Raw genomic sequence first — 25,174 nt, 5'->3', positions numbered from 1 at the left:
CTCGTATGAGCAAACTGTCCGAGGCGACCTACTTCATCCTCGTCGCTCTGCTACGGGAGCCGCTGCACGGCTACGGGATCATCAAGTCGGTGCGCACGCTGTCCTCCGGGGACGTGAACCTCGCGGTGGGCACCCTCTACAGCGCCCTCGACCGCCTGGCGGAGACCGGATGGGTGGCAGTGGAGCGCGAAGAGATCGTCAACGGCCGCGCGCGACGCTACTACCGCATCACCGACGACGGCGTGACCGCAGTCCACACCGAGGCCGCCCGCCTGCGGCGCGCAGCCGCGCTCGTCACCAGGCAGATGGCGGTGAGCGGCGCATGACAAGCGCACTGGAACAGCGCTACCGCCGGCTGTTACGCGCCTATCCCAAGGTCTATCGCGAGCAACACGGCGACGAACTGATCGGCACCCTGCTGGACGTGGCCGGCCCGGACCGGCACCGACCGACGCTACGCGAAGCCGCCTCCCTCCTCACCGGCGGCCTCACCGCCCGCGCCGCCAGCCGGCCGACGGGAGCACCTTGGTGGGCGGACGGGATACACCTGGGCATTCTCGCCGTAGCCGCCGCCACCGTCGCGATGAACGTCCACATCGTGCCGTACCCGATCCACGCCGTATGGACGTCCCTGATGCTCCTGCTCCTGGTCGCGATCACCCTGGGCTGGACACGCGCGGCCCTACCCCTCGCCCTGGTCGTCACCTTCCAGGTCAGCAGGCCCCTGATCTACGAGATAGCAGACATCCCCATCCCCTACTACGGACCCGGCCTCGGCGACATCTCGGCACTCATGCCTTACTGGCTGATCGTGGCGGGCCTGGCCATACTCGCCTTCCGATCCACACCCTCTCCCTCGAAAGCCCGAATATCGCGGTGGGTGCAGACGATGCCCGCCCGATCATGGCTATGGCTCCTTTTCCCCTTGCAGTACTGGGTCCTGCAGTCCACGGAGTTCGGCATGCCGACGCGGTCAGCGCTGGAAATCCTGGCGTTGCTCGTCGTCCTTTTCGCCACCATCGCGGCCCGAGACGCACGCTGGGCCCTCGCCGCCACCATCTACCTCTTCCCCGGCCTGGTCTATATCGCCGAGAACGCAACCAACCTGGGGGCTCGCGGTATGGCCTATTGGGGCGTGCTGACCACCCTCCTCACAGCCGCACTGGCCGCGGCCTACCGCACCCGCAAGCGAAACCCATCTCCAACGTAATCGCCCGCCGACCTCCATCAACGCCACTTCAGCCGGCTTGGAGCCGACCGGCACAGGCGTTTCCCACAGCCGCCCCCACGCTACACATGGCACGGACCAGCGGGGTCGCGAGAAAGAGCTGTTCGGGAACGGCCACGGCGAAGCAGCAACGGTGGCACGGATACGTCAGGGGCGAGGACGGTGCTGTCACCTCAGCCATTGCCCCCGGCGCCGCGGCCCGGTGTGGATCGCCCCTGGCCGGGGTGGACTACCTTCAGGCGGAGGATGAGCAGACGGTTCCTGCGGAGGGAATGACGATCAGTGTGCACCCGCCAGGGCATGGTGATCGCATATCCGGCCCGGCTCCGGAGACCAATCTCAATCACATCATCTAACTATTGAGGAGGGAATAGTCCCTCGCGTGAGCCCGACCAGTGCCCCGTCGGTACATGACCGTACTCCTGGGCCCTCCACCGAGCCCCCCTTGATCACTGAGGCCCCGACCTCAGACGAACCAACGCATCTTTGAGTTCACCCTCCGCCCAGGAAGGCTTCCGCACCCTGAGGCAGATCTACAATGACTCTCATGGACGCCAATAGCCTATTGAACCTTACTATCAGCACGAGCGCAGTCGGGATCTCCCTCGTCACCGCCGTCTTCATGTACCGGCAAACGCGTGAAATGACAAGGCAGCGAAGGATAAGCAATACGATCGGAGGCGCCACCGCACTCGATAGCATCTTACGCCGACTGGGGGACTTCGAGATGACCTTCTTCAATCACCCTCACCTGCGCGCCTACTTCTACGCAGGTCGCCCTCTCCCTCGACGCCGCGCAGCCAAAGAACAGGTCCGCACATTGGCCAGCATATTATGCGACATCCTCTGCAGTGGTATTCACGTATACTCAACGGTCGATTCCGCCAACTCGCTCAATGAGTGGAAGGCATTCTGTACCTACATTCTAAAGAATAGCCCCGCCGTTCAAGAATGCATTCAAAGTCATCCAGATTAGTGGACACCACTTACACTGTTGGCGCGCACCCAGCGAGGGGCGTCCCATTACCCACCGAATTCCGTAGAGATCACAAAGCACCTCACCCGCCAACGTTGACCCACTGCTCCATCAGAAGAATCAAGCAAAGTTGATCATTCAGATGACCTGCCTGCGATCTCGAAGCCGACCATAATCTGTCTGCAGTGGATGCGATCAAGAACTCGAAATGGTCGTGGAACGCCGCGACGACTATGTGACGGCACCCCGCGGCCCACGCCCACCGCTGCCATGCGCAGGGCTGCCCCATCTGAAGCCCCTCGCGGAAGGACTGCGCGCGACTCGACCGGTTCGCACACGCCGGAGCGACCGTATTGGCGTGATCGATCACACGCTTGGACGCCTGACCGGACTTGATGCAGCCGGACAAACCGAGTTGGGCTGGAGCACAATCCGCAATTCCGCGGACCTGGAAGACGTGAGGCTCACGACCTCCGGCACACCTGTGTGAGGCTCCGGCTCATCCTCGGTGTGCCGCCTCACAACGTCCAGGCGATCGTGGGCCCCGGACATCGAGGTCACCATGGCGATCTACGCTCGGGGTCGCCGAGCAGACCTGCCACAGCCATACCAGTCGAGAAGAAGATGATCTCCCAAAACCTCCCACAACGGGAAGAGACCCCATCCAGGTGATCATGGATAGGGTCCCTCACCCGGGAGCCGACAAGAGGAATCGAGCCCCTGACCTGCTGTTACAAATCGGCCGAAGATCGTCTCTAGGGGGTCTCCTGGCCTCCCAGCGGCCGAGCTCGGAGTCTGACCTCCTTGAACAGCTTCTCCCAGTGTCTTCCGCTGTCTCCGGCCGCTGTCAGCATCCCCGTCAGCACGATCGGGAGCCGGCGGCACATCTCCTCGCTCGGCCGCGAATCAGCCACCATTCTCACAAGAGCCATCGTGCCATCCAGCGGCAAGCCGACCCGGCGCGCACGGACTCAGAGCCCTCCCAGGACTCTGAGGTGCGAGCACCGGAAGCGGCGCGGCAATTTCCTGAGTCGACCAGGATGCCCTGACGTGTTTCGTGAGGGTGGTATCTCGTGGTTCGCGCCATGGGCCGTTACGGCCACCTTGTGATGATTCGGTCGGTGCCGCCAGGGATGGCGCTGGGCGCGGTGGGCGGGCCATCGGCGACGCGCCCATGGTAGGTCCAGTCGACGGCGCCGAGCGCGCCGGGCATGCAGACCTCCCAGATCGGGATGCCGAGTTGGTAGCCCCGGCGCACGCTGCCCTGCGGCCTTTGGGTGCCGTCGGTGTCGGTACAGGTGGCGTTCTGGTTTGCCGGGTTCGCGGGGGGTGTTCCGGGGGTCAGGATGTGGAAGAGCTCGGTGAGGCTCGGCGGAGGATCGGCGTGGGCGGGGGTGGCGGTCAGCATGGCCATGGACAGGCCGGTGGCCAGTGCGGCCGTGACGGCCAAGGGGGCGGTGAGGAGTTTCATGGGGGTCCCTTCTTGCCGGGCGCCCGGGGGTTCCGGGGCGTAGGTCGTTTCGAGTCCTTTCCCACCTCCGAGGTCACATGCGTGTCATTACGGTTACCGTAAGTCACATTAGTAGCCCGTAACGGACAGTGGATAACCGACTGCACTGAGTGAGTATTGGGGTGTCGGCAGGACCAGCCCGCCCACAAGCGGCTCAACCCCAACAGATCAGGCCATGCCGACCGACCAGAAGGAGAGATCCGGCATGTCAACCGACCCGACCCTCAGCCCCCAGGCGATCATCTCCATCACCGCCCGCATCCACACCGCCGGTAACGACCCCGACGACGGCACTCTGGGCAACGTCGACAACGAGAACGGCGTGGTGCTGCTGGGCGTCGCCGGCCGCGAGTTCGTGCTCAACCGCGCCGACATCACCGACTTCCAGCAGCACACCTCCCACGACTACATCCTCGGCGAGGGCGGCAACGTCAAGCGCCCCAAGTGGAACGACCCCAGAAACCCCCGGCTCACCCTCGGCGACCTGCACCGCCACCAGCCCTACCTGCGGTTCGTCCCACCCCCTGACGTCCTCGACGACGACTGGCACGTCGAACGCGCCGACGTCACCGTGAACGGCGCCGACGGCGGCACGGTCAGCTATGTGGCCCTGGCCGGCGAGCCGACGATCTGGCTCGGCTACGAGTCCGGGCTCACCCTCTACCTCGACCGCACCTAGACGCAGAAGGGGACGTCCCGGTGTGCCACGGCGCGCCGGGACGTCGGCGGTCCGATCGGCTTTGGCTCTAATTGATCTCCTGGCTGTACCACGGCATCCAGCGGTATCCGCGCGGTGCCGCGCGTGATGCACGGCCGGATCAACGGGTGTGCCATCGTGGAATCAAGCGAACACGATCCGTAGCCACCCCGGGCCGAGGACGCGGACGGCCTGGGAGCGCCGCTTGCCGCGGTCTCGGGCGCGCCGGTAGCGGCCGGCGGCCCAGGGATCGTCGTGGCGGCTGTTGCCGGCGAAGGTGTGCAGTGCCGGACGGCCCGGTCGGCGACGTGCCGGAGTCCGGCCGCCTGGACCTTGCCACCGGCCCGAGTGACCGTGGCCATGCCGACCTCGGCGGTGAGCTGCGACCTCGCCGATTATCTGAGCGAGGTCGACGATGCCGCCCCGGGGGGCAGCGCCCGGAACAGTTCGGCGTACGGGTGGTCGTGCAGGACCTGGCCGACCTGGGTGCCGACCAGCATGGCGACACGCCGTTCTCCACCGGTACACCACGCGCGCAAGGCCTACCGCGCTTCCCGGTGCCGACCGCGCCGACACCTGCCACCTCATCCGTGCCGGCCTCATCGGCGGCAAGGCCGTCCCTGAAACGGTCACCACCCACCCAACGCTGTTCGTCACCCTGACCGCACGAACGGCGACCTGACCGAACAAGCCGTCACCGGCTACGTGGCCAAGTACGCCACCAAGCCCGCCGAATGCATCGGCACACTCGACCGCCGCATCAAACTTCTGAAAGGCCTGGCGCCCTGGCCATTCGGCCCCATGCGCGCCACCTCATCGACGAATGCCTCCGCCTGGGACCCCTCGACGACCTGGCCGACCCGCGCCTGTCCTACCAGGCCCACATGCTCCTCTTCCGCGACCCCCTCAGCGAGATACGAGCAGCGCGCGAACTCTTCGTTCACACAGAAGAGGTCACCCTGCCGCTCTTCGACCACGACACCGTTCTCCTGATCGCCGAATGGCACTACGCCGGACGCGGCTACAACCCTGGAGCCGCCCTCGTCGCTGTCTCACTCACCCAGTCGCCTGCGCACAGGAATGGGCTTTGATCCGCCTCCTCCTGCGCGTCTCTGAGGCAGCGGAAGCACTCGCCATCTCACGGGCCAAGCTCTACCGCCTGATGATCGTTCTCGCCGTATCCCCGTGTCCGCGCGCACCGCCACCGGGATCACCGCCAATGCGGTCGAGGACTCGGCCACAGAGTGCCGCCCCTGTTAACGAACCCGTTAGCAAGAGGCCCCCCGTGATGATCACGAGGGGCCTCTGAGCTGCGAGCCGACGAGGGGAATCGAACCCCTGACCTGCTGTTTACAAGACAGCCGCTCTGCCGATTGAGCTACGTCGGCAACGATCACCCAGTCTAGTCGCGATGAACGCTGAGCGTAACCACATAATTCACGAGCGGCGGCGGGAGACCTCGTACAGGGCGATGCCGGTGGCGACGCCCGCGTTGAGGGATTCGGCGGCGGCGCGCATGGGGATGCGGGCCACGGTGTCGCAGGTTTCGCGGACCAGGCGGGACAGGCCCTTGCCCTCGGAGCCGATGACGAGGACCAGCGGCTCGGTGACGAGGTCGGCGTCGGCGAGGTCGGTGCGGGCGTCGCCGTCGAGGCCGATGACGAACAGGCCCGCCTCGCGGTAGGCGCGCAGGGCGGCGGTGAGGTTGGCGGCGCGGGCGACCGGCAGGGTGGCCAGGGTGCCGGCCGAGGTCTTCCAGGCGCCCGCGGTGACTCCGGCCGAGCGGCGGGAGGGGACGAGCAGGCCGTGGGCGCCGAAGGCGGTGGCGGAGCGGGCGATGGCGCCGAGGTTGCGCGGGTCGGTGACGCCGTCGAGGGCGACGATCAGCGGCACCTCCGCGGCGTCCTGGGCCGCGGCCACGAGGTCGTCGGGGTGGGCGTAGTCGTACGCCGGGATCTGCAGGCCGAGACCCTGGTGGACGGCACCCTCGGTGAGCCGGTCGAGCTTGTCGCGGGAGACCTCCAGGAGCGCGATGCCCCGGTCGCTGGCCAGCTTGATGGCCTCGCGGATGCGGTCGTCGTTGTCGACCCGCTGGGCGACGTAGAGCGTGGACGCGGGTACGCCCGCGCGCAGCGCCTCGACCACCGGGTTGCGCCCGCCCATGACCTCGGGCGCGTCGTCGCGCTTGGGCCGTCGCGCCCGCGCCGGGGCCTCGGTGCCGCCCGGTTGCTCGGCCCGCTCGCCGCGGTCGCCTCCGGCGGGCTTCTGCCGGTCCTTGAACCAATGCCGCATCTGGGCGGGCGGGGTCGCCCCCCGCCCCTTGAGGCCGCTACGGCGCTGCCCACCGGTGCCCCGCGTGGGACCCTTCCTCTTTCCGCCACCAGCCATGCGCACAGCCTAGCGGGGGTTCAGCGGGCGATTTCCCACCGAGGACCGGCGGGGGTGTCCTCCACGATGATGCCGGCGCCGGCGAGCCGGTCGCGGATGCCGTCGGCCGCCGCGTAATCCTTGCGGGCGCGGGCGGCCTCGCGCTGCTCAAGGGCGACGGCGACCAGGTCATCGATGGTCTGCCGCAGCCCGGAGGCGTCGCCCGAGGAGCGCCACTGCTCCGAACGCGGGTCGAGGCCGAGGACGTCGAGCATGTTCTGGGTCTCGGCGAGCAGCCTGGCGACCTGCTCCTTGTTGCCCTGGGCCAGCGCGACGTTGCCCTCGCGGACCACCTCGTGGATGATCGCCAGCGCCTGCGGGACCCCCAGGTCGTCGTCGAGCGCCGCGGCGAACTCGACCGGCAGCGGGGCGTCGGCGTCGACGTCGTGGATCACCTCGGCGGCGCGGGTGACGAACCCCTCGATCCGCCGGTAGGCGGAGGCGGCCTCCTGCAGGGCCTCATCGGAGTAGTCGATCACGCTGCGGTAGTGCGGCGCGACCAGGTAGTAGCGCAGCTCGACCGGGCGGACCTTCTGCAGCATCGCCGGGATCAGCAGGGAGTTGCCCTGCGACTTGGCCATCTTCTCGCCGCCCACGGTGAGCAGCGAGTTGTGCATCCAGTAGCGGGCGAAGCCGTCGCCGGCCGCCTGGGACTGGGTCAGCTCGTTCTCGTGGTGCGGGAAGATCAGGTCGACGCCGCCGCCGTGGATGTCGAAGGTGGGCCCGAGGTACTTCGTGGCCATCGCCGAGCACTCAAGGTGCCAGCCGGGCCGGCCCGGGCCCCACGGCGTCGGCCAGGTCGGCTCGCCGGGCTTGGCGCCCTTCCACAGCGCGAAGTCGCGCGAGTCGCGCTTGCAGCCCTCGTTGTCGGTGTCGGCGGCGGGGCGCATGTTGTCGAGCCGCTGGTTGGACAGCGAGCCGTACCGGTCGGCGTAGGACATCACGTCGAAGTAGACGTCACCGTCGGCGGCGTAGGCGTGGCCACGGTCGATCAGCCGCTGCATCAGCTCGATCATCTCGGGCACGTGCCCGGTGGCGCGCGGCTCGACGGTCGGCGGCAGGCAGCCGAGGACCTGGTAGGCCCAGGTGAAGGCGCGCTGGTTGCGCTCGGCGACCACGAACCACGGCACGCCCTCCTGGCCCGCCACCCGGATGATCTTGTCATCGATGTCGGTGACGTTGCGGCAGAGCGTCACGTCGTACTCGCACCGCGTCAGCCAGCGCCGCAGCACGTCGAAGTTGACCCCCGAGCGGATGTGGCCGATGTGCGGCGGAGCCTGCACGGTGGCCCCACAGAGATAGATCGAGACCCGGCCGGGCTCGATCGGGACGAATTCGCGAACCGTTCGCGTGCTGGTGTCGTAGAGGTGCAGGCTCACCTAGCCAGGCTAACGCCTTCGCCCCACCTCACATGCCTGATTACACGACGTTGAGGCACCGGTCTGCGGCACAGAATCCGGCATGCGTGTCATTTACCCCATACGCCCCGCCGCGTAACCACCGTCCGCGCGAACCGCCTTCTGTAGGCTCGAAGGGTCATGGACGTTACTCCCCCTGTGGCGGGCTCGCCCGCCGCCCATCCGCATGCGTTCACCGAGCAGTCGCCGCCGGACACGGCGGCCCGGCCCGCCGGGCGCGCGGGCCGGGCGAGACTGACGTTGCGTCACGTCGCGATCGCCCTCGCGGGAGTCGGAGTGGTCGCGCTGGGCGCGGCCGCCTGCGTGCTCTCCTTCGACGAGCTGCGCGCGCTGGCCGTCGCCGGCCGGGCCCGCCCCGACCTCGCCTACCTCTACCCCGCGGGGTTCGACGCGCTGCTGGCCGTGGCGCTGATCAGCGTCCTGCTGCTGCGCACCGGCCGGGCCGTGGTGCGGGTCCAGGCGGGCGCGGTGCTGGCCCTGCTCCTGGTCGCGGCGGGCGCGGCCGAGGTGGCCACGGCGGTGGGCGCGATAGACGTACGGCAGGCCGTACCCGCGCCGACCGGCGCACTGACACCCGACGCCCCTATCGGCATGGTCATCGGCGTGGCGGTCGCCCCGTGGGTGATGCTCACGGTCGCCCTCTGGCTCTGGCTACTGATGATCAAGCACGCCGGGGCCCGCCGGGACGCCGTCGCGCACCTCACCGGCGCCGGGGACGACATCGTGCCCTTCCGCGCGCCGTACCGCGCCGAGCCGGCGTACGAGGGCGCCGCCCCACCGCCGCCCCCACCCCCGGCGGAAGCCGAGCCCGAGCCCGAGCGCCCGCCGGAGCCCACGCCCGAACCCGCGCCCGAGCCGGTCCGCGCCTCCGAAACCCCCGAAGCCTCGGAAACCCCCGAAGCCTCCGAGCCCTCCGCAGTCCCCCAACTGCCCAAGCGGCTCCCCGGCGCCTCCCCGATGCCCAAGCCGCGGATCGGCCTCGACGACCGGCACGAGGAAGTGGAAGAGGCCGACGAGGCCGAGGCCGCGCGGGAACCGGACCGCCCCGCCGCACCGGAGCGCGCCCCCGACATGCCGCTGCGCTGGGGCGACCTGGCCAAGACCCTTCCGCGCAAGCGTCCGGGTGACGTGCTGGTCCATCCGCGTCCGAGCCCGGAGCAGGACGATCCGGCGGCGGACGATTCCGACGAGGGCCCCGACACCCAGCCGCTCCGCGTCTTCTCCGACGAGCGCCTGAAGGCGCGGGAGCAGGCCGACAGTCCCGGCGAATGGGAAGCACACGTGGCCGACGCGGTCGCCAACCTGGCCGACCGCCCGCACCAGGGAGAGTCCGGCGACGGGCCGGCGGAGGCGGGCGATTCCGGACCGCCCTTGAGCCGGGTGCGCAGCACCCCGACGCCACCGGAGGAGTGAACATGCGATCAGCCGGGCCGAAGGGCCCGGCTGATCGCGTTTCACGCCTGCGGCGGCCCCGCTCCCGCCGATCCTCACCCACCCTCGCCCGGCCCTGGCGGCGTCGGCGCCTTGGGCGCGTCCACTCGACTCCGCGGGGATGGGAGCCGCCAGGGCCGTCAGGTCATCGGGCGCCTCGTCGTAGCCCCGCGACCAGGCCGACGCCCACGACCGCGAGGACGACCTGCATCAGCAACTCGATCCAGTCGATCCCTGGTGTCGTCTCCACGCCGACCGCCTGGGCGATCGCCGTACCTATGAGCGCGGCGACGATCCCGACGCCGATGGTGAGGATCCACCCGATCGCCTGCTTGCCAGGAAGCAGCAGCCGGCCGATCGCTCCGATGACGGCACCGATGACGATCGCGCCGATAATGGACTCGATGGTCATTTCAACCTCCCGTGAGGGCGAGACCTTCACTCTCACGGAGAGGTCGCTACCCGAAATCGCCACGCTAATCGGGCATTCGGCGAAGTCCCAGGTCAGCAGGCTAGGCCCGGCCGCGCCCCGCTGACATCCGGGACACGATCAACACTCCGATGACCGCCAGGATGATCTGGAAGAGGAGTTCGATCCAGTCGATGCCGGGCGTCGTCGCGACGCCGAACAACTGCGCGACCAGTGTGCCGAGCAGTGCCGCCACGATCCCCACGATGAGCGTGAGACCCCAGCTCATGTTCTGTTTGCCCGGCACGATGAGCCGGGCCAGCGCGCCGATGATGGCGCCGATCACGATGGCCGAGATGATGGTTCCAAGCATGTCGCTCCCCCGTATGCCGATGACATGCTCCCGCTTACAGGGGGCCTACCCAGCCTGACCAGGCTGAAAGCTGAAAACAGATGAGGGCGGCGGTCCGCACCGCGCCAGTAAACGGACCGCCGCCGTGAACCCGGGCGAACATCCACGCCGCCCGCTGGGTTAACCGAATCGGTTTCCCGGTAATGAGACGCGTGGATTCGCCCATTGGTTGGCGGCTACTTTACCGAAATTTGCGGATAGACCGCGCCCCTCGTCAAGCCCGGCGGTCAATGGCCCCTATGAGCGCACCCGTCACACCGCGACCACGAGGGCGGTCGCCACGGCCGCCACGCCCTCGCCACGGCCGGTGAGGCCCAGGCCGTCGGTCGTGGTGGCCGTGAGGCCCACCGGGGCCGCCACGGCCGCGCTGAGGGCCTTCTCGGCCTCGGTACGGCGGGCGGCCAGCCGGGGGCGGTTGCCGATCACCTGGATCGCCACGTTGCCGATCTCGAAGCCCGCCTGGCGTACCAGCCGGGCCGTCTCGGTGAGCAGCGCGACGCCCGAGGCCCCCGCCCAGCGCGGGTCGGCCGTGCCGAAGAGCGCGCCGAGGTCACCGAGGCCGGACGCGGACAGCAGTGCGTCGCACGCCGCATGGGCGGCGGCGTCGCCGTCGGAATGGCCGGCGAGGCCGGTCTCGCCCGGCCAGTACAGGCCGGCGAGATGCAGCTCACGCCCGGATGCGAACGGGTGGACATCGACCCCGACGCCCACCCGTGGAAATATCGTGTTCAGGAGTTGAGGACCTCGTCCAGCAGGGCCTCTGCCTTGTCTTCGTTGGTCTTCTCGGCCAGAGCGAGCTCGCTCACCAGGATCTGCCGCGCCTTGGCGAGCATGCGCTTCTCGCCGGCGGACAGGCCGCGCTCCTTGTCGCGCCGCCAGAGATCCCGCACCACTTCGGCAACCTTGTTGACGTCGCCGGACGCCAGCTTCTCCAGGTTTGCCTTGTAGCGGCGAGACCAGTTGGTGGGCTCTTCCGTGTGCGGCATGCGCAGCACGTCGAAGACGCGCTCCAGACCCTCCTGGCCGACAACGTCGCGCACGCCGACGAGTTCGGCGTTCTCAGCCGGAACCTGGACGGTAAGATCGCCCTTGTCGACCTTCAGCACCAGATAGGTCTTTTCCGCACCCTGGATGGTCCGGGTCGTGATGGCTTCGATGCGAGCAGCCCCATGATGGGGGTAGACGACAGTGTCGCCGACCTGGAAAGTCATGTGACAGATACCCCTTCCGCTGTACTCCAGAGTACCACGCATCCACAGCCTCCCGGAACAGTGAAATCACCATAACTGCAGGTCAAAGGCTCATTTTAGGGCTTGACAAACCATCGACTATGTGAATCACAAACCCTGACATAGGTGGTGACCTGCGTGGGCGCGGTTCTTACAGCGCCCTTCGGAAGGTCGTCGATCGCCCATCAAATGCCCGTTTCGTCCCCTTGCCGCCCTGTCCGGCACAAGGGGTGGAGCAAGTACCGCCTGGCGTGACGGATAGGGTTACCCTGCTCACCACCCTCCACGCGCGAGAAGGGGAAATTCGACCGTGACCCGCACCAGCCGTCGCTGGGCGATCGCCGCCGCCGCGTTCCTCGCAGCCCCGGTACTGGCCGGCTGCGCCGCAGGATTCGACGCCACGACCGTCAAGCACTACTCGCCCACCGAGGCACGGGCCACCACCGTGCGAGGCATCCAGATCTCACAGGGCTTCGTGCTCGGTCCGGAACCGGGCGGCAAGCTCCCCAAGGGCGGGTCCGCGCCGATCTACCTGTCCCTGACCAACATCGAGCAGCAGGACGACCAGCTCGTGGGGGTAGTGGTCAACAACACCGGCACGGTGAAGCTGGCCGCGCCGATCGTCCTGCCCCGCGACAAGCGGGTGAGCACCTCGGGGGCCGCCGCTCCCGGCGCCACGCCCACCGCGGGTACGGCGGGCCCGCCCCTGGTCATCGAGGGACTGACGAAGGACCTGGCCGGCGGCGAGTACATCGCGATGAGCCTGCAGTTCGCCAACGCGGGCGCGGTGGACCTGACCCTGCCGGTGGTCGCGCGCAGCCGGGAGTTCGCCACCTGGGCGCCCGCTCCCGCGCCCACCACGCAGCAGACGCCGACCACCGGGCCCACTCCGGCCGCGACGGCGACGCCCGTCCCCACGGCCGCAGCGACGCTCACGGCCACCGAGGACGCCTCGACCGGCGGTCACTGACCGAGTACGACGAAGGCCCGGCCTGCCACGCCCCCCGAAGGCGCGACAGACCGGGCCTGTTCGCATCCCGGCACCCGCACGGTCGTGCGGGTGCCGGGAAGGTCACTCGTCGACGGGGTCGAACTTGTAGCCGAGTCCCCGGACGGTGAGGATGCACCGCGGGTTGGACGGATCGGACTCGACCTTCGCCCGCAGCCGCTTGACGTGCACGTCGAGCGTCTTGGTGTCGCCGACGTAGTCGGCCCCCCAGACGCGGTCGATGAGCTGCCCCCGGGTGAGGACCCGCCCCGCGTTGCGCAGCAGTACTTCGAGCAGCTCGAACTCCTTGAGCGGAAGCTGCACCTGCCGCCCGCGCACGGCCACGATGTGCCGGTCGACGTCCATCCGCACCGGCCCGGCGGTCAGCACGGCGGATTCCAGCTCCTCGACGTCGCCCTGCCTGCGCAGCACCGCGCGGATGCGGGCCACCAGCTCACGCGAGGAGAACGGCTTGGTGACGTAGTCGTCGGCGCCGAGCTCCAGCCCGACCACCTTGTCGATCTCGCTGTCCTTGGCGGTCAACATGATCACCGGCACCTTGGACCGCTGCCGCAGCGAGCGGCAGACCTCCGTGCCCGGCAGGCCGGGCAGCATCAGGTCGAGCAGCACCAGGTCTGCGCCGTTGCGGTCGAAGGTGTCGAGCGCCTCGGGGCCGGTGGCCGCGACCGCGACCTCGAACCCCTCCTTGCGCAGCATGTACGACAGCGCGTCGGAGAACGACTCCTCGTCCTCTACGACGAGTACGCGGGTCACTTCGCGGCCTCCAGGGGAGTTGTGGTTGTGCTGTGCGGTTCGGTGACAGCCGTACCGCCGAACGCGGGCAGACGCAGCGTGAAGGTGGACCCTGAGCCCTCCTTGCTCCACACCGCCACCTCACCGCCGTGTGCGACCGACACGTGCTTGACGATGGCGAGGCCGAGGCCGGTGCCTCCGGTGGCCCTCGACCGCGCCGCGTCCACCCGGAAGAACCGCTCGAAGATGCGCTCCTGGGCGCTCTCCGGGATGCCGATGCCCTGGTCGCTCACGCTTATCTCGACGGACTCCCCGGCGGGACGGGCGCTGACCACCACGCGGGTGTGCTCGGGGCTGTAGGCCACCGCGTTGTCGATCAGGTTGCGCAGCGCGGTGACCAGTAGTTCGTCGTCGCCCCAGACCCGAAGGCCCTCTGTGCCGCCGGCGACGAGGGTGATGTCCTTCGCCGCGGCCTTGGTGTTGCACCGATCGACCGCCTCGTGCATCACCTCGTCCACCGGCACGGGGCCGGGAGTCGGGATGGGCTCGCCGCCCTGGATCCTGGACAGCGTGATGAGGTCTTGCACCAGGTAGTTGAGCCTGGCGGCCTCGTGCTGCATGCGTCCGGCGAAGCGGGTGACGGCCTCGGGGTCGTCGGCCGCGTCCTGGATGGTCTCGGCGAGCAGGCTCAGCGCCCCCACGGGGGTCTTCAGCTCGTGGCTGACGTTGGCCACGAAGTCGCGGCGCACGGCCTCGACCCTGCGCCGCTCGGTCTGGTCTTCGGCGAGCACCAGGACCTGGCCGTGCGAACCCAGCGGGGCCACCCGGACCGCGAACAGGGTGGCCTCCTGGCCGAACTTGTGCCCGGCCACCTCGATCTCGCTCTCCCTGATCTCGCCGTCCCTGCGCACCTGCCTGGCCAGCGCCAGCAGCTCGGCGGCCATCATCCGGTCGCCCTTGACGAGCCCGAAGGCGCGGGCGGCGGAGCTGGCGCGCAGCACGCGGTCCTCGCGGTCGAGCACCACGGCCGACGACGGTAGTACGGCCAGCACCGACGCGACGCCGTTGGGCAGGGCCGTGGCCTCGGATTCGCTGGTGGCGTCGGGCACGCGCCGATGGTCGAAGTGGTTGCGTACGGCCATCACGGCCAACGCGCCCACCACGAACCCCGCCAGTGCCGCCAGACTCGCGAGCAACTCGCTCACGGGACCTCCCGTGTCGCCCCGCGTCGCCGCCGGGGCGCAGCACCGCTGTGTCCACTCACGTCTTCGATGGTAGGCGGACCAGCGCGTTCTCTCGACGAGGAAATGCCCCTTGACCACGGCGTTTCCCGTAAAGTTCATTTTCTGGTCGAAGTTCGTTCATCGCCCCGCGCGTACGGTTGGTGCCATGCGAGACGCGTACCACGAAGAGCTTGACGCTCTCACCGACAGGCTCGTCGAAATGACCCGCCTTGTCCGTTCCGGGATCTCCCGGGCCACGACCGCGTTGCTGGACTCCGACCTCCACCTCGCGGAGAGCGTGATCTCGCAGGACGATGAGGTGAACCGCCTCTTCGCCGAGATCGAGGCGTCGATCTTCGACCTGATGGCCCGCCAGCAGCCGGTCGCGGTGGACCTGCGGATGGTGATCACCGCCCTGCGGATGGGCTCCGACCTGGAGCGGATGGGCGACCTGGCGGAGCACGTGGCCAAGATCACCCGGTTGCGGCACCCGGACTCGGCGATCCCTGCGGAGTTGCGTTCGACCATCCTGGAGATGGGGCAGATCGCCGAGCGCCTGGTGACCAAGGCGGGCAGTTGCATCGCCTCCCACGACGTGGAGTCGGCGATGGAGCTGGAGGCCGACGACGACGCCATGGACCAGTTGCACCGGCGGCTGTTCCGGGTGCTGCTGGCCAAGGACTCCAAGTGGGCCGTGGAGCAGGCCATCGACGTCACCCTGATCGGCCGCTACTACGAGCGGTACGCGGACCACGCCGTGCGCGTGGCCCGCGATGTCGTCTACCTGGTGACCGGTTCCCGGCCCGACATGTCGGCCCTGTGACCGGTTCCGGGAGCTAGCCGGGGTCAGCGGCCCTGGTTGGCGACGGCCTCGATGGCGGCCTTGGCCGCCTCGGGGTCGAGGTAGAGCCCGCCCCTGGTGACCGGCCGGAACTCCGCGTCGAGGTCGTAGCGCAGCGGGATGCCGGTGGGGATGTTCAGCCCGGCGATCGTGTCGTCGCCGATGCCGTCGAGGTGCTTGACCAGCGCGCGCAGCGAGTTGCCGTGCGCGACCACGAGCACCGTACGGCCGGCCGCGAGGTCGGGCACGATCTCGTCGTACCAGTAGGGCAGCATCCGCACCACGACGTCCTTCAGGCACTCGGTGCGCGGCATCAGTTCCGGCGGCAGCAACGCGTACCGGGGGTCGCCCACCTGGCTGTACTCGTCATCGTCGGCGATCGGCGGCGGCGGGGTGTCATAGGACCTGCGCCACAGCATGAACTGCTCGTCGCCGAACTCCTCGCGCGTCTGCGCCTTGTTCTTGCCCTGCAGCGCCCCGTAGTGCCGCTCGTTGAGCCGCCACGAGCGGCGCACCGGCAGCCAGCGCAGATCGGCCGCCCCGAGCGCCAGTTCGGCGGTCTGGATGGCCCGGGTCAGCAGGCTCGTGTGCACCACGTCGGGGCGCAGCCCGGCGTCGAGGAGGAGCTGCCCGCCCCGCCGCGCCTCGGCCTCGCCCGCGGGCGAGAGGCTGACGTCCACCCACCCGGTGAACAGGCCCTTCGCGTTCCAGTCGCTTTCACCATGCCGCAACAGCACCAATGTCGCCATGCCGACAACCTTACCGACGGCCCATCAGCGCGCGGGATCGGCGAAGCGGGCGAACGCCTGTAGGTTGGCCAGCGACTCGCCGCGCTTGGCCCGCCACTCCCACTCGCGCCGGATGGAGGAGGCGAAGCCGAGTTCCAGGGCGCGGTCGAAGGACTCGTCGGAGTAGCTGAGGACGCAGCCGAGCAGCCGGTCCACCTCCTGCTCGGTCACGGCGGGAAGGGGCGTCCTGCCGACGAGGTGAACGTCGCCGACCTCGTCGAGCGCGAAGCGCACGCCGTACATGGAGCCGTTCTTGGTGAGCAGCCACCGGTAGAACTCGGCGTGGTTCTCGTCGGGCTTGCGGCAGAAGAACGCCTCCACGTGCAGCATCCGCTCGCCGACGATCAGCCAGGTCATGGTGGCCAGCTTGTGCTTGCCCGGCAGCCTGACCAGGAACGCCCCAGGCTTCGGGCGTTCGTACGACGCCTCGGCGGCCTTCAGCGCCGACTCCACGACCCCGGCAACGTCCATGCGCACCACCATACGGGCTCAGGAAGTGAGGGCCACGGGCGATCGGTGCAGGTTCGCCATCGCCCCCGCGTAGACGTCGGCCAGCCGCGCGGCGGTACCGGACCACCCGAAGGCGCCCGCATGCTCCACCGCGCCCTTGGACAGGTGGTCGCGCCAGGCGGGCCGGCGTACCAGGCCGTCGAGGACGCGCGCCCAGTCCTGCGGGTCGTGGCCCTCGACGAGCAGCCCGGACACGCCGTCGCGTACGGCGGTGCGCAGCCCGCCCACCGAGGCGGCGACCACGGGCGTGCCGCACGCCTGGGACTCCAGCGCGACCAGGCCGAAGGACTCGTTGTGGGAGGGCACGACCGTCACGTCCGCGGCGCGGTACCAGTCGGCCAGCTCGTGCTGAGGGGCCGGTGGCACCAGGCGCACGACGTCGGTCAGGCCCAGCGACTCGGTCAGGTCGGAGAGCAGCGCCGGGCGGCACAGACCGCTGCCGCTGGGTCCGCCGACGCAGGCCACGATCAGGCGGGAGCGCAGCCCCGGGTCCTCGATCAGCATCCTGGCGGCGGCGCGCAGCAGCACGTCGGGGGCCTTGAGCGGCTGGATGCGGCCGACGAACAGCAGTACGTGCGCGTCGTCGGGAAGGCCCAGGCGGTGCCGCGCGGCGCCCTTGGAGGCGGGCTGGAAGACCGAGAGGTTGACGCCGGGGTTGACGACGGCCACGCGGTCGGGCGGCGCGCCGTACAGGTCGATCAGCTCGCGCGCCTCGGCGTCGGTGTTGGCGACCAGGCGGTCGGCGACGTCCACGACCTGCTCCTCGCCCAGCACCCGGGCGGTGGGCTCGGGCTTGTCGCCGTCGGCGAGCAGCAGGTTCTTGACCTTGGCCATGGTATGCATGGTGTGCACCAGCGGCACTCCCCAGCGCTCCTTGGCCAGCCACCCGACCTGTCCGGACAGCCAGTAGTGGGAGTGGATGACGTCGTAGCGGCCCGGGTCGTAGGACGCCTCGGTACGCAGGACTCCCGACAGGAACGCGCAGAGCTGGCCGGGCAGGTCGCCCTTGTCCAGCTCCTCGTACGGCCCCGCCGTGACGTGCCGCACGGTCACCCCGGGCGCGAGCTCGGCCGTGGGCGGCAGGTCGCGCGCCGTCTGCCGGGTGAAGATCTCCACCTCGACGTCGAGCTGCGCCAGCCGTTTGGCCGTTTCGACGATGTAGACGTTCATGCCGCCCGCGTCACCCGTGCCCGGCTGATCCAGAGGGGACGTGTGCATGCTGACCGTCGCGACCCGGTGGACCCGCCGTCGCCTCACGTTGACACCACCTCCGAAGGGCTTACAACCACTCGATTTCACCGACGATTCCCGCATTTGTCCCGCCATGCGATCACAAGCCCCGGACCGCACCTTCGGCGGGGTCCTGGAATGATGCGAAGCATGACGAAGACGGCTGTGGTGACCGGCGCGAGCAGCGGCATCGGATGGGCGACTGCGCGGCGTCTGGCGACGGAGGGGTACGACGTCGTGGCGGCGGCCCGGCGGGTGGACCGGCTGGAGAAGCTGGCCGCCGAGGTGGCGGGCGTACGCCCGATGGCGCTGGACGTCACCTCCCAGGAGTCCGTGGACGCGCTGGCCGGGGCGCTCGACCGGTGCGACGTGCTGGTCAACAACGCCGGCGGGGCGTTCGGGCTGGAGCCGGTGATCGAGGCCGACCCCGCCGACTGGCAGCGGATGTACGACGTGAACGTGCTGGGCACGCTGCGGATGACCAAGGCGCTCGCCCCGAAACTGGTGGAGTCCGGTGACGGGGTGCTGGTGCTGCTCACCTCCACGGCCGGGCTGGTCGCCTACGAGGGCGGCGGCGGCTACGTGGCGGCCAAGCACGCCCAGAAGTCGATGGCCGAGACCTTGCGGCTGGAGTTGTACGACCGGCCGGTGCGGGTCGTGGAGATCGCGCCCGGGATGGTGCGCACCGAGGAGTTCGCGCTCACCCGGTTCCGCGGCGACCAGGAGGCCGCCGACCGGGTCTACCAGGGCGTCGCGCATCCCCTGACCGCCGACGACGTGGCCGACGCGATCGCGTGGTCGGTGACCAGGCCGGCGCACTTCAACGTGGACCGCATGGTCATTCGCCCGCGGGCGCAGGCCGCCCAGCACAGGGTGCATCGCACCCCCGCCCCCTAGCCCGCCGCCTTCCCCCTCTGGAGTCCCCCTTGCGCGGTCGCACGCGGCGGCCGGTCGGCTCGATCACCCGCGGAACCACCGGCCACAACCGGCTCAGGCGAGCCGACCGGTGGATCGCCGCCGCGTACGGCGGGCTGCTGCGGTCCGCCTCCCGCCCGCTGGTCGTGGATCTCGGTTTCGGGGCCTCGCACGTCACCACCACGGAGCTGTACCTGCGGCTGCGGGCGATCCGCCCGGACGTGGAGGTCCTCGGGATCGAGATCGATCCCGAGCGGGTCGCCGCCGCCGCGCCGCATGCCCGGCCGGGCCTGTCGTTCGCGGTCGGCGGCTTCGAGCTGCTGCCGGCCGCCCGCCCGCCGCTGGTCGTGCGCGCGTTCAACGTGCTGCGTCAGTACGGCGAGGCGGAGTCGGCGGCGGCGTGGGGGCTGCTGCGCTCCCGGATCGCCGCGGACGGCGTGATCGTGGAAGGGACGTGCTCGGAGGTCGGCCACCGGGCGGCCTGGGTGGGGCTGGACGCCTCGGGGCCGCGCACGCTCACGCTCTCCACCCGGTTCACCGGGTTCGACCGGCCCTCGGACCTGGCCGAGCGGCTGCCGAAGGCGCTCATTCACCGCAACGTGCCCGGCGAGCCGGTGCACGACCTGTTCCAGGATCTCGATCGGGCATGGGCGGTGTGCTCGCCGTACGCGGCGTACGGGGTGCGCCAGCGCTGGGCCGCGACGGTGGAGACGCTGGCCCGCACCTGGCCGGTGCTCACCCGGCCCCCGCTGGGCGGGCGCGCCCGCTGGCGGCTCGGCGAGCTGACACTGCCGTGGGCGGCCGTGGCCCCGGGTTTTCCACAGGCGGGCGCCGGGCGAGCGGGCTAGTTTTCCACAGCCTGGCCGGGGCCGCGCAGCGCTCGATCGAACTCGGCGTAGGCTGTGGCATCGAACAGCACGAAGCTGACCTCCTCGATACCGGGGGCGGGGGTCTCGCGCACGGTCTTGAGCGCGATCCTGGCCCCGTCATCGAGCGGCCAGCCATAGATACCCGTGGAAATCGCCGGGAAGGCGACGGTGTGCGCGCCGAGTTCCGCGGCGACGCCGAGCGAGGCCCGATAGCAGGAGGCGAGCAGATGCGAACGGTCCTCCGACCTGGAGTAGACCGGGCCGACCGTGTGGATCACCCAGCGGGCCGGGAGCCGGCCCGCCGTGGTGGCCACGGCCTGTCCGGTCGGCAGCCCCTTGTCATATGCCGAGGCGCGCAGCGCGCGGCACTCGGCGAGGATCTCCGGTCCGCCGCGGCGGTGGATCGCGCCGTCCACGCCCCCGCCGCCGAGCAGCGAGGAGTTGGCCGCGTTGACGATCGCGTCCGCGCGCTGCTCGGTGATGTCCCCCTGCACCAGGGTGATCCGCATGCCGGCCCGTCCCCTTCCCAGGCTCGCTCGACGACCCGTAGTACTACGGCTCGTCGCTCGCAGGTTACCCTGGATGGCGTGAAGGGTCTCGGCGAGCTCGAACGCAGCATCATGGACATCCTGTGGGCGCAGCAGGCGCCCGCCACCGCCCGCGAGGTCGGCAAGCACATCGCCGACCGCGACCTGGCCCCCACGACGGTCATGACGGTCCTCGACCGCCTCACCCGCAAGGGCTTCCTGCACCGCACCCGCGACGGCCGGGCCTGGCGCTACCAGCCCGCCGCCAGCCGCGACGCCTACATCGCGGAGCTCATGCTGGAGGCCCTCGACCTGACCGGCGACCGGTCGGCGGCGCTGACGCGCTTCGCCAAGGCCGTCTCCGGCGACGAGGCCGACATCCTGCGCAAGGCCCTCACGGAGCTGGAGGAGGAATGACCGCGGCGGCCCTAGGGGCGCTCGCCCTGGTCTGCGCGGTCGGAGCCTGGCGCTTCACCACCGCGCGGTGGACCTACCGCGCCCCACGCACCGCGATCCTGCTGTGGCAGGCCGTCGGCATCACGTGGGGCCTGGCCACCACGGGCGCGCTGCTCGCCTACGCGTTGCAGCCCTACGAGCGGGGCGTGCTCGGCGGCCTCGGCGCGTTCGCCGCGTCGGCGGCCACCGGCGGCTACGGCCCGCGCGACGCCTACGACCTGCCGCACGTCCTGGCCTTCATCGCGGGCGTGAGCCTGCTCGTGGTGCTGATCACGGTGACCGCCGCAGCCGCCGTGCAGACCATCCGGGCCAGGCGCCGGCACCGGGCGCTGCTCGCGCTCATCTCGCGCGATGACCCCGAGGTGCCCGGCGTGCGGGTGGTCGACCACCCCGGCGCCGCCGCCTACTGCCTGCCCGGGCTGCGCTCCCAGGTGGTGATCAGCGCGGGCGCGCTGCGCCTGCTCTCCCCCGACGAGCTGGCCGCCGTGCTCGCGCACGAGTCGGCCCATGTGCGGGAGCGGCACGACCTGGTGCTGCTGCCGTTCTCGGCGCTGCGCCGGGTGCTGCCGTGGTCGGCGGTGGTGCGCGACACCCAGGCCATGGTCGAGCTGCTCATCGAGATGGCCGCCGACGACCGGGCCAGGCGGTTCTGCTCGCCGCGCCGGCTGGCCACCGCGCTGCTCCGGTTCGGTACGGCCGAGCCGGTGCCGACGCCGCACGGCGCGCTCGGGGCCATCGGCGGCAGCCACACCGGCGTGATGCTCAGGGTGGAGCGCCTGGTCACCCCCGGTCCTGCCCTCCCCCGCCGGATTCGCGCCCTCGCCCTGACCCTCGCCGTCTCGCTGGCCGTGTCCGCCCCGCTGCTCTGGCTGCTGCCGCACTGACGCCCGCCCGCCGCTAGCTACAGCTAGCCCCCTGATTGCAATTGCAAGCAGCGTGGGGCAGACTGGTGGTATGGCACTACCGAAGGTCGGCTCGATCGGGGAGTACATCCGCGAGCAGCGCAAGCAGGCGAAGATCTCGCTTCGTCAGCTCTCCGCCGCGGCCGGTGTCTCCAACCCGTATCTGAGCCAGATCGAGCGCGGGCTGCGCAAGCCCAGCGCGGAGATCCTCAACCAGATCGCCAAGGGCCTGCACATCTCCGCACAGGCGCTTTATGTGCAGGCCGGCCTGATCGAGCACCGTGAGGCCGACAGTGACGTGGTCGCCGCGATCCGCGCCGACACGTTCCTGTCCGGACGGCAGCGCCAGGTTCTCATCGACATCTACGAGTCGTTTCGCAAGGAGAATCGCACCGGCACTCCGGCCGAGGACACGCAGACCTCCCAGAACGCGCAACCCCGGCCGGAGCCCGCCGAGAGCGACGACGACCCGCTGCCCGAGTCCTTCGCCGCCACGCTTGAGCCCTTCGTGGCGGAGGACCACTACACCGGCAACGGCAACGCCACTCCGCGAACCAAGGAAGGTTAACCCATGACACTCGCCACCGAGGTCAAGAAGCTCACCGAATCCAAGCCCTTCTACGCGGTCGCCGGGGCCGGCGACTTCGCGATCCAGAAGCTGCGCGAGATCCCCGGCCGCCTGGAGAAGCTCCAGTCCCGCCGCGGCGATCTCGGCCAGACTGCGAAGGACCTGCCGACCAAGGCCCGCGAGTACGCCGCCAAGGCCGAGGGCTACGCCAAGGACCTGCCGGTCAAGGCCAAGGGCTACGCCGACACCGTGACCGTCCGGGCCACCGAGCTGTACGACGAGTTCGCCGACCGGGGCCGCAAGGTCGTCGGCCGCGTCAGCGGCGAGGCCGCCCTGGAACTCGAAGACGTCTCCGATGCCGCCAAGCCGCCCATCGCCAAGCCGGCCCCGCGCAAGACCACACCGCGCAAGCCCGCCGGCACCAAGAGGCCCTGACCCGCCCCACCGACGGTCCCGGGGCGCTAGGCCCACACCGGCCGCCCTGGGACCGTCGGCCCGCTCCCTCAGCCGGGCTATTGATCGGCCTCGCCGAGCGGGGCCGGAGTGCAGTCATGCAGCTCGCCGTAGCGCTTCTGGGCGATCCGCATCAGGTCGGTCAGGTCTTTGACGGGATCACGACCAGGGGCGACGCGGGGCAGCGACATGTGAATCCACGGCCGGACGTCCCCGCATCGGAAGATCGCGATCACGTCATTCGGATCGATCGTCGACGGCGGCCGAGGATGGATCAGGACCGAGCCGGTGCCCATTTCGGCGGGTAACGGTGTCGGGTTGTACTGAGCGAACACCCCACCATGTAACCGCTCAAGAACCTTCTCGCCATCCTTCCGTCCCCACCCAAGTGACAGCGGACTCGGCGTGACATCCTGCATCAAACAGTTCCCGGACATCGCCCACTGGCCGCTGGTGTAGTCCTTCAACGGGCCGGTGAAGCCGGTGACCTGCCGCAGGGCCTTTTCCGGAACGACCTCGCACAAATATGGGGCCGAATCCACGATACGTTCCGCCCTCGGACTCGGTGCGGGCCTTCCCTGCCCGGCCGAGCATCCGGAAGAGGCCAAGGCCGCCGCTGAAGCCGGGCTCGGAGCTCATGTCGTGGTCGCCAGTTTGGCCCTGGCGTCGGCCACCGCGCGGGTGAGCATGGCACGAACGTCTTTCTGCATGCCGTGTACGTCGGTCCCGAAACCCGCACCCGTGGACCCCACCCACGCCTCGTTCTCCATGAGCCGGCAGGATTCATTGAGCACCCACCAGTTGTCGTCGGACAACCGCTGGATCCGTGCCAACGCGGCCTCCATTGCCTGCCTGCTGGGCTCACCCACGCTGCTCTCCTCATTCGGCATGCGGCAAAGGTCAAGGCGGCGAGAAGTTTGGAGTGATTTAGCATAGTTCAGTAGGCTGTCAAATGACCAGAGCGATGTAACTCCCAATTAAGGCTTGACAAATAGGAATTATGACCCTCAATCCATCGAGCCCCCGCAGGGCAGGTGCCGCCTGTCCCCGCATGCAGCAGGGAGGTCGGAGCGGGAAACTTTGGGCGGGGGCGGAGCGTTAGGAGGTAACGGAAGAGGTTCGGAGCGCGGGGATCGATCGGTTGGCCGTTAGTGTGGGATCCGTAGGCTGGCCGGGGTATGACGGGAGCGGCGACCATGGGTGCAGTGCACGGAATGTTGAGTCTGATCTACTGGGTGCTCGGCGTCGCCGCGTTCGCGATGTCGGCCTTCGCGCTGATTCACGCGATCCGCACGCCGGCCAGGGCGTTCGCCATCGCCGGGAAGCAGACCAAGCAGCTCTGGCTGATCATTCTGGCCTTCGCGACGCTCTTCTCGTTCTCCGCCGCCGTGCAGTTCATCCTGTCCATCGGGCTGCTGTCGATCCTGTCGGTGATCGCGGCCGGGGTCTACCTGGCCGACGTCCGCCCCGCCGTCAAGGGGATCGGCAAGGGCGGCAGCTCCGGCCCTTACGGCCCCTGGTAAGCCAAGAGCCCTGGTAGAGCGAGAGCCCCGGTGAGCCGAGGGCTCTCACCCGGACAGCGGCATCGAGCGCAGCGAGTCCACCAGCCATTTACCCAGCCGCCGGTGTCCGAGCAGCGTCGGATGTACTCCGTCGGGCAGTACCAGCTCCGAGCCGCCGGACCGCGCGTCCGGCTGCCTCGCCACCTCGTCCACCGCGCCCGCTCCCTCCGGCTGGTCGATCATGGTCGCCAGCTCGGGCAGCGGGTCCAGGAAGGGCACCTTCGCCCGGCGGGCGGCCGAGGACACCGCGCCCTTGACGCCCTCCGCCCACGACGGCGGGGCGGTCATCCAGATCGGGCCGATGACGATGACGCGCGTGCGCGGCCACTGCTTCTTCACGGTGGTCAGCAGCCGGTGGCACGCGGCCGATACCCGCGCCGGCGACCACCTGCGGTCGTTGTGCCCGCCCGAGACGATCAGCAGGTCCGGGGCGGGCCGCCAGGCCAGTTCCTCGGTGAAGGAGGCCAGGAAGTTGCGTCCGGCCTTGCCGCGATTGAGGTAGCCGGTACCGGCCGCGCCCGCGATGACCGGCTGCCAGCCGAGCTGCCGCGCCGCGGCGGCGAGGTAGGTGTTCCAGCTCCGCACCGGCCCGGACCCGACGGTGAAACTGTCGCCGACGGCCATCACGACAGGCGCCCGGTGCGTCACCGACGGCGGGGACACCCGTGTGGTGCGGTTCGTCTCCGGCGCCGCCCCGCCGCACCCGGCCACGAGCAGTACGGCGGCGCCGGCCACCGCGGCCAGCCCCCGCCGTAAGACCCGGCCCCGCGCCGCGGGCGCCACACCCTTGCCTCGCGATAAGCGCCGCCGCACGCCCGGGGCCTCGCCGAGGGGGTGGGGCGGGGAGGGGAT

Annotated in this window: 31 protein-coding genes, 1 tRNA gene and 1 pseudogene; 16 read left to right on the top strand and 17 right to left on the bottom strand. The window is 69.7% G+C overall.

Features of this window, described 5'->3' with window-relative positions; translation table 11 throughout:
• Window positions 1-5: 5 nt before the first annotated feature.
• The 3 genes from ACH34R_RS04495 to ACH34R_RS04485 all read left to right on the top strand — a co-directional run bounded on the left by ACH34R_RS04495 (window position 6) and on the right by ACH34R_RS04485 (window position 2,204).
• On the top strand, window positions 6-326 hold the full coding sequence (locus ACH34R_RS04495; RefSeq protein WP_397560001.1) for a PadR family transcriptional regulator: 321 nt from the start codon (window positions 6-8) through the stop codon (window positions 324-326).
• Complete coding sequence (locus ACH34R_RS04490; RefSeq protein ID WP_397560000.1) at window positions 323-1,210, top strand: hypothetical protein; 888 nt, start codon at window positions 323-325, stop codon at window positions 1,208-1,210. The genes ACH34R_RS04495 and ACH34R_RS04490 overlap by 4 nt, the downstream gene beginning before the upstream one ends.
• Window positions 1,211-1,775: 565 nt before the next feature.
• Window positions 1,776-2,204, top strand: a complete 429-nt coding sequence (locus ACH34R_RS04485) for a hypothetical protein (protein WP_397559999.1) — start codon at window positions 1,776-1,778, stop codon at window positions 2,202-2,204.
• Between the two features lie 1,093 nt (window positions 2,205-3,297).
• Here ACH34R_RS04485 and ACH34R_RS04480 read toward each other — a convergent pair.
• Window positions 3,298-3,675, bottom strand: a complete 378-nt coding sequence (locus ACH34R_RS04480; RefSeq protein ID WP_397559998.1) for a hypothetical protein — start codon at window positions 3,673-3,675, stop codon at window positions 3,298-3,300.
• A gap of 244 nt (window positions 3,676-3,919) precedes the next feature.
• Between ACH34R_RS04480 and ACH34R_RS04475 the strand changes: the two genes are divergently transcribed.
• The 3 genes and pseudogenes from ACH34R_RS04475 (at window position 3,920) to ACH34R_RS04465 (ending at window position 5,502) form a co-directional block, all read left to right on the top strand.
• Window positions 3,920-4,393, top strand: a complete 474-nt coding sequence (locus tag ACH34R_RS04475) for a hypothetical protein (protein WP_397559997.1) — start codon at window positions 3,920-3,922, stop codon at window positions 4,391-4,393.
• A gap of 595 nt (window positions 4,394-4,988) precedes the next feature.
• Window positions 4,989-5,093 (top strand): annotated as a pseudogene (locus ACH34R_RS04470) (hypothetical protein); the annotation flags it as partial.
• Window positions 5,094-5,295: 202 nt separating this feature from the next.
• On the top strand, window positions 5,296-5,502 hold the full coding sequence (locus tag ACH34R_RS04465) for a hypothetical protein (RefSeq protein WP_397559996.1): 207 nt from the start codon (window positions 5,296-5,298) through the stop codon (window positions 5,500-5,502).
• A 224-nt stretch (window positions 5,503-5,726) separates the two neighbouring features.
• Here the strand turns inward: ACH34R_RS04465 and ACH34R_RS04460 are convergent.
• The 3 genes from ACH34R_RS04460 to cysS all read right to left on the bottom strand — a co-directional run bounded on the left by ACH34R_RS04460 (window position 5,727) and on the right by cysS (window position 8,217).
• Window positions 5,727-5,799: transfer RNA gene (locus tag ACH34R_RS04460), tRNA-Thr, on the bottom strand.
• Between the two features lie 49 nt (window positions 5,800-5,848).
• Window positions 5,849-6,799, bottom strand: a complete 951-nt coding sequence (rlmB, locus tag ACH34R_RS04455; protein WP_397559995.1) for a 23S rRNA (guanosine(2251)-2'-O)-methyltransferase RlmB — start codon at window positions 6,797-6,799, stop codon at window positions 5,849-5,851.
• Between the two features lie 20 nt (window positions 6,800-6,819).
• Window positions 6,820-8,217, bottom strand: coding sequence for a cysteine--tRNA ligase (gene cysS / locus ACH34R_RS04450; RefSeq protein WP_397559994.1), 1,398 nt, complete (start codon window positions 8,215-8,217; stop codon window positions 6,820-6,822).
• Window positions 8,218-8,376: 159 nt separating this feature from the next.
• Between cysS and ACH34R_RS04445 the strand changes: the two genes are divergently transcribed.
• Entirely contained in the window at window positions 8,377-9,669 is a 1,293-nt protein-coding gene (locus ACH34R_RS04445) for a DUF2637 domain-containing protein (RefSeq protein WP_397559993.1), read from the top strand.
• Window positions 9,670-9,832: 163 nt separating this feature from the next.
• Here the strand turns inward: ACH34R_RS04445 and ACH34R_RS04440 are convergent, their stop codons facing one another.
• From ACH34R_RS04440 to ACH34R_RS04425, 4 genes are all read right to left on the bottom strand, one after another.
• Window positions 9,833-10,099 carry a GlsB/YeaQ/YmgE family stress response membrane protein gene (locus tag ACH34R_RS04440; RefSeq protein ID WP_397559992.1) on the bottom strand — a complete coding sequence of 89 codons (267 nt, stop codon included), beginning with the start codon at window positions 10,097-10,099 and terminating at the stop codon, window positions 9,833-9,835.
• A gap of 100 nt (window positions 10,100-10,199) precedes the next feature.
• Entirely contained in the window at window positions 10,200-10,469 is a 270-nt protein-coding gene (locus ACH34R_RS04435) for a GlsB/YeaQ/YmgE family stress response membrane protein (protein ID WP_397559991.1), read from the bottom strand.
• A gap of 291 nt (window positions 10,470-10,760) precedes the next feature.
• Window positions 10,761-11,219, bottom strand: a complete 459-nt coding sequence (ispF, locus tag ACH34R_RS04430; protein WP_397559990.1) for a 2-C-methyl-D-erythritol 2,4-cyclodiphosphate synthase — start codon at window positions 11,217-11,219, stop codon at window positions 10,761-10,763.
• A 17-nt stretch (window positions 11,220-11,236) separates the two neighbouring features.
• Window positions 11,237-11,719 (bottom strand): CarD family transcriptional regulator, encoded by a 483-nt coding sequence (locus tag ACH34R_RS04425; RefSeq protein ID WP_111169336.1) that lies wholly within the window; start codon window positions 11,717-11,719, stop codon window positions 11,237-11,239.
• A 328-nt stretch (window positions 11,720-12,047) separates the two neighbouring features.
• Here ACH34R_RS04425 and ACH34R_RS04420 point away from each other — a divergent pair, with 328 nt between their 5' ends.
• On the top strand, window positions 12,048-12,707 hold the full coding sequence (locus ACH34R_RS04420; protein ID WP_397559989.1) for a copper chaperone PCu(A)C: 660 nt from the start codon (window positions 12,048-12,050) through the stop codon (window positions 12,705-12,707).
• Window positions 12,708-12,809: 102 nt separating this feature from the next.
• Here ACH34R_RS04420 and ACH34R_RS04415 read toward each other — a convergent pair whose 3' ends face one another.
• Complete coding sequence (locus ACH34R_RS04415; RefSeq protein ID WP_111169334.1) at window positions 12,810-13,499, bottom strand: response regulator transcription factor; 690 nt, start codon at window positions 13,497-13,499, stop codon at window positions 12,810-12,812.
• Window positions 13,496-14,620 carry a sensor histidine kinase gene (locus tag ACH34R_RS04410; protein ID WP_397560455.1) on the bottom strand — a complete coding sequence of 375 codons (1,125 nt, stop codon included), beginning with the start codon at window positions 14,618-14,620 and terminating at the stop codon, window positions 13,496-13,498. The genes ACH34R_RS04415 and ACH34R_RS04410 overlap by 4 nt, the downstream gene beginning before the upstream one ends.
• A 247-nt stretch (window positions 14,621-14,867) precedes the next feature.
• Here ACH34R_RS04410 and phoU point away from each other — a divergent pair, with 247 nt between their 5' ends.
• A complete protein-coding gene (phoU, locus tag ACH34R_RS04405) occupies window positions 14,868-15,524 on the top strand; it encodes a phosphate signaling complex protein PhoU (protein WP_397559988.1) in 657 nt (218 codons plus the stop codon).
• A gap of 23 nt (window positions 15,525-15,547) precedes the next feature.
• Here the strand turns inward: phoU and ACH34R_RS04400 are convergent, their stop codons facing one another.
• The 3 genes from ACH34R_RS04400 to mshA are packed head-to-tail and all read right to left on the bottom strand — an operon-like array spanning window position 15,548 to window position 18,058.
• Window positions 15,548-16,291, bottom strand: coding sequence for a phosphoglyceromutase (locus tag ACH34R_RS04400; RefSeq protein ID WP_397559987.1), 744 nt, complete (start codon window positions 16,289-16,291; stop codon window positions 15,548-15,550).
• A 24-nt stretch (window positions 16,292-16,315) separates the two neighbouring features.
• Window positions 16,316-16,801 carry a YbjN domain-containing protein gene (locus tag ACH34R_RS04395; protein WP_397559986.1) on the bottom strand — a complete coding sequence of 162 codons (486 nt, stop codon included), beginning with the start codon at window positions 16,799-16,801 and terminating at the stop codon, window positions 16,316-16,318.
• A gap of 18 nt (window positions 16,802-16,819) precedes the next feature.
• A complete protein-coding gene (mshA, locus tag ACH34R_RS04390) occupies window positions 16,820-18,058 on the bottom strand; it encodes a D-inositol-3-phosphate glycosyltransferase (RefSeq protein WP_397560454.1) in 1,239 nt (412 codons plus the stop codon).
• A 162-nt stretch (window positions 18,059-18,220) separates the two neighbouring features.
• On the opposite strand from mshA, the gene ACH34R_RS04385 reads away from it, so the two are divergent.
• Both ACH34R_RS04385 and ACH34R_RS04380 read left to right on the top strand, forming a co-directional pair.
• Window positions 18,221-18,967, top strand: coding sequence for an SDR family NAD(P)-dependent oxidoreductase (locus tag ACH34R_RS04385; protein ID WP_397559985.1), 747 nt, complete (start codon window positions 18,221-18,223; stop codon window positions 18,965-18,967).
• A 29-nt stretch (window positions 18,968-18,996) separates the two neighbouring features.
• Window positions 18,997-19,833, top strand: coding sequence for a class I SAM-dependent methyltransferase (locus ACH34R_RS04380; RefSeq protein WP_397559984.1), 837 nt, complete (start codon window positions 18,997-18,999; stop codon window positions 19,831-19,833).
• Here ACH34R_RS04380 and ACH34R_RS04375 read toward each other — a convergent pair.
• Entirely contained in the window at window positions 19,830-20,363 is a 534-nt protein-coding gene (locus tag ACH34R_RS04375) for an O-acetyl-ADP-ribose deacetylase (RefSeq protein WP_111169328.1), read from the bottom strand. The two genes, ACH34R_RS04380 and ACH34R_RS04375, sit on opposite strands and share 4 nt — an antisense overlap.
• Before the next feature lie 78 nt (window positions 20,364-20,441).
• On the opposite strand from ACH34R_RS04375, the gene ACH34R_RS04370 reads away from it, so the two are divergent.
• From ACH34R_RS04370 to ACH34R_RS04355, 4 genes are all read left to right on the top strand, one after another.
• Complete coding sequence (locus ACH34R_RS04370; RefSeq protein ID WP_199537117.1) at window positions 20,442-20,798, top strand: BlaI/MecI/CopY family transcriptional regulator; 357 nt, start codon at window positions 20,442-20,444, stop codon at window positions 20,796-20,798.
• Window positions 20,795-21,721, top strand: coding sequence for a M56 family metallopeptidase (locus ACH34R_RS04365; RefSeq protein ID WP_397559983.1), 927 nt, complete (start codon window positions 20,795-20,797; stop codon window positions 21,719-21,721). Before ACH34R_RS04370 ends, ACH34R_RS04365 begins: the two co-directional genes overlap by 4 nt.
• A 70-nt stretch (window positions 21,722-21,791) precedes the next feature.
• Entirely contained in the window at window positions 21,792-22,307 is a 516-nt protein-coding gene (locus tag ACH34R_RS04360; RefSeq protein WP_111169326.1) for a helix-turn-helix domain-containing protein, read from the top strand.
• Window positions 22,308-22,310: 3 nt separating this feature from the next.
• On the top strand, window positions 22,311-22,742 hold the full coding sequence (locus ACH34R_RS04355; RefSeq protein ID WP_397559982.1) for a hypothetical protein: 432 nt from the start codon (window positions 22,311-22,313) through the stop codon (window positions 22,740-22,742).
• 77 nt (window positions 22,743-22,819) lie between these two features.
• Here ACH34R_RS04355 and ACH34R_RS04350 read toward each other — a convergent pair whose 3' ends face one another.
• Entirely contained in the window at window positions 22,820-23,302 is a 483-nt protein-coding gene (locus ACH34R_RS04350) for a hypothetical protein (protein ID WP_397559981.1), read from the bottom strand.
• Between the two features lie 93 nt (window positions 23,303-23,395).
• Window positions 23,396-23,629 carry a hypothetical protein gene (locus ACH34R_RS04345; RefSeq protein ID WP_397559980.1) on the bottom strand — a complete coding sequence of 78 codons (234 nt, stop codon included), beginning with the start codon at window positions 23,627-23,629 and terminating at the stop codon, window positions 23,396-23,398.
• Window positions 23,630-23,974: 345 nt separating this feature from the next.
• On the opposite strand from ACH34R_RS04345, the gene ACH34R_RS04340 reads away from it, so the two are divergent.
• Entirely contained in the window at window positions 23,975-24,283 is a 309-nt protein-coding gene (locus ACH34R_RS04340; RefSeq protein WP_233508534.1) for a DUF2516 family protein, read from the top strand.
• A gap of 45 nt (window positions 24,284-24,328) precedes the next feature.
• Here the strand turns inward: ACH34R_RS04340 and ACH34R_RS04335 are convergent, their stop codons facing one another.
• Window positions 24,329-25,105 (bottom strand): SGNH/GDSL hydrolase family protein, encoded by a 777-nt coding sequence (locus ACH34R_RS04335; RefSeq protein WP_397559979.1) that lies wholly within the window; start codon window positions 25,103-25,105, stop codon window positions 24,329-24,331.
• Between the last annotated feature and the right edge of the window lie 69 nt (window positions 25,106-25,174).

This window comes from Spongiactinospora sp. 9N601 (assembly GCF_044326295.1).
Lineage (GTDB): Bacteria > Actinomycetota > Actinomycetes > Streptosporangiales > Streptosporangiaceae > Spongiactinospora > Spongiactinospora gelatinilytica.
Note: the sequence above shows the minus strand (reverse complement) of the source record. Positions and strands in the feature narration are given on the sequence as shown.

What these genes read in the sequence shown, in the direction of transcription:
- ACH34R_RS04495 (WP_397560001.1), top strand. Translation starts at nt 6, where the DNA reads ATGAGCAAACTGTCCGAGGCGACCTACTTCATCCTCGTCGCTCTGCTA.
- ACH34R_RS04490 (WP_397560000.1), top strand. Translation starts at nt 323, where the DNA reads ATGACAAGCGCACTGGAACAGCGCTACCGCCGGCTGTTACGCGCCTAT.
- ACH34R_RS04485 (WP_397559999.1), top strand. Translation starts at nt 1,776, where the DNA reads ATGGACGCCAATAGCCTATTGAACCTTACTATCAGCACGAGCGCAGTC.
- ACH34R_RS04480 (WP_397559998.1), bottom strand. Translation starts at nt 3,675, where the DNA reads ATGAAACTCCTCACCGCCCCCTTGGCCGTCACGGCCGCACTGGCCACC.
- ACH34R_RS04475 (WP_397559997.1), top strand. Translation starts at nt 3,920, where the DNA reads ATGTCAACCGACCCGACCCTCAGCCCCCAGGCGATCATCTCCATCACC.
- ACH34R_RS04465 (WP_397559996.1), top strand. Translation starts at nt 5,296, where the DNA reads ATGCTCCTCTTCCGCGACCCCCTCAGCGAGATACGAGCAGCGCGCGAA.
- rlmB (WP_397559995.1), bottom strand. Translation starts at nt 6,799, where the DNA reads ATGGCTGGTGGCGGAAAGAGGAAGGGTCCCACGCGGGGCACCGGTGGG.
- ACH34R_RS04445 (WP_397559993.1), top strand. Translation starts at nt 8,377, where the DNA reads ATGGACGTTACTCCCCCTGTGGCGGGCTCGCCCGCCGCCCATCCGCAT.
- ACH34R_RS04440 (WP_397559992.1), bottom strand. Translation starts at nt 10,099, where the DNA reads ATGACCATCGAGTCCATTATCGGCGCGATCGTCATCGGTGCCGTCATC.
- ACH34R_RS04435 (WP_397559991.1), bottom strand. Translation starts at nt 10,469, where the DNA reads ATGCTTGGAACCATCATCTCGGCCATCGTGATCGGCGCCATCATCGGC.
- ACH34R_RS04425 (WP_111169336.1), bottom strand. Translation starts at nt 11,719, where the DNA reads ATGACTTTCCAGGTCGGCGACACTGTCGTCTACCCCCATCATGGGGCT.
- ACH34R_RS04410 (WP_397560455.1), bottom strand. Translation starts at nt 14,620, where the DNA reads ATGGCCGTACGCAACCACTTCGACCATCGGCGCGTGCCCGACGCCACC.
- phoU (WP_397559988.1), top strand. Translation starts at nt 14,868, where the DNA reads ATGCGAGACGCGTACCACGAAGAGCTTGACGCTCTCACCGACAGGCTC.
- ACH34R_RS04400 (WP_397559987.1), bottom strand. Translation starts at nt 16,291, where the DNA reads ATGGCGACATTGGTGCTGTTGCGGCATGGTGAAAGCGACTGGAACGCG.
- ACH34R_RS04395 (WP_397559986.1), bottom strand. Translation starts at nt 16,801, where the DNA reads ATGGACGTTGCCGGGGTCGTGGAGTCGGCGCTGAAGGCCGCCGAGGCG.
- mshA (WP_397560454.1), bottom strand. Translation starts at nt 18,058, where the DNA reads ATGCACACGTCCCCTCTGGATCAGCCGGGCACGGGTGACGCGGGCGGC.
- ACH34R_RS04385 (WP_397559985.1), top strand. Translation starts at nt 18,221, where the DNA reads ATGACGAAGACGGCTGTGGTGACCGGCGCGAGCAGCGGCATCGGATGG.
- ACH34R_RS04375 (WP_111169328.1), bottom strand. Translation starts at nt 20,363, where the DNA reads ATGCGGATCACCCTGGTGCAGGGGGACATCACCGAGCAGCGCGCGGAC.
- ACH34R_RS04365 (WP_397559983.1), top strand. Translation starts at nt 20,795, where the DNA reads ATGACCGCGGCGGCCCTAGGGGCGCTCGCCCTGGTCTGCGCGGTCGGA.
- ACH34R_RS04360 (WP_111169326.1), top strand. Translation starts at nt 21,792, where the DNA reads ATGGCACTACCGAAGGTCGGCTCGATCGGGGAGTACATCCGCGAGCAG.
- ACH34R_RS04355 (WP_397559982.1), top strand. Translation starts at nt 22,311, where the DNA reads ATGACACTCGCCACCGAGGTCAAGAAGCTCACCGAATCCAAGCCCTTC.
- ACH34R_RS04340 (WP_233508534.1), top strand. Translation starts at nt 23,975, where the DNA reads ATGTTGAGTCTGATCTACTGGGTGCTCGGCGTCGCCGCGTTCGCGATG.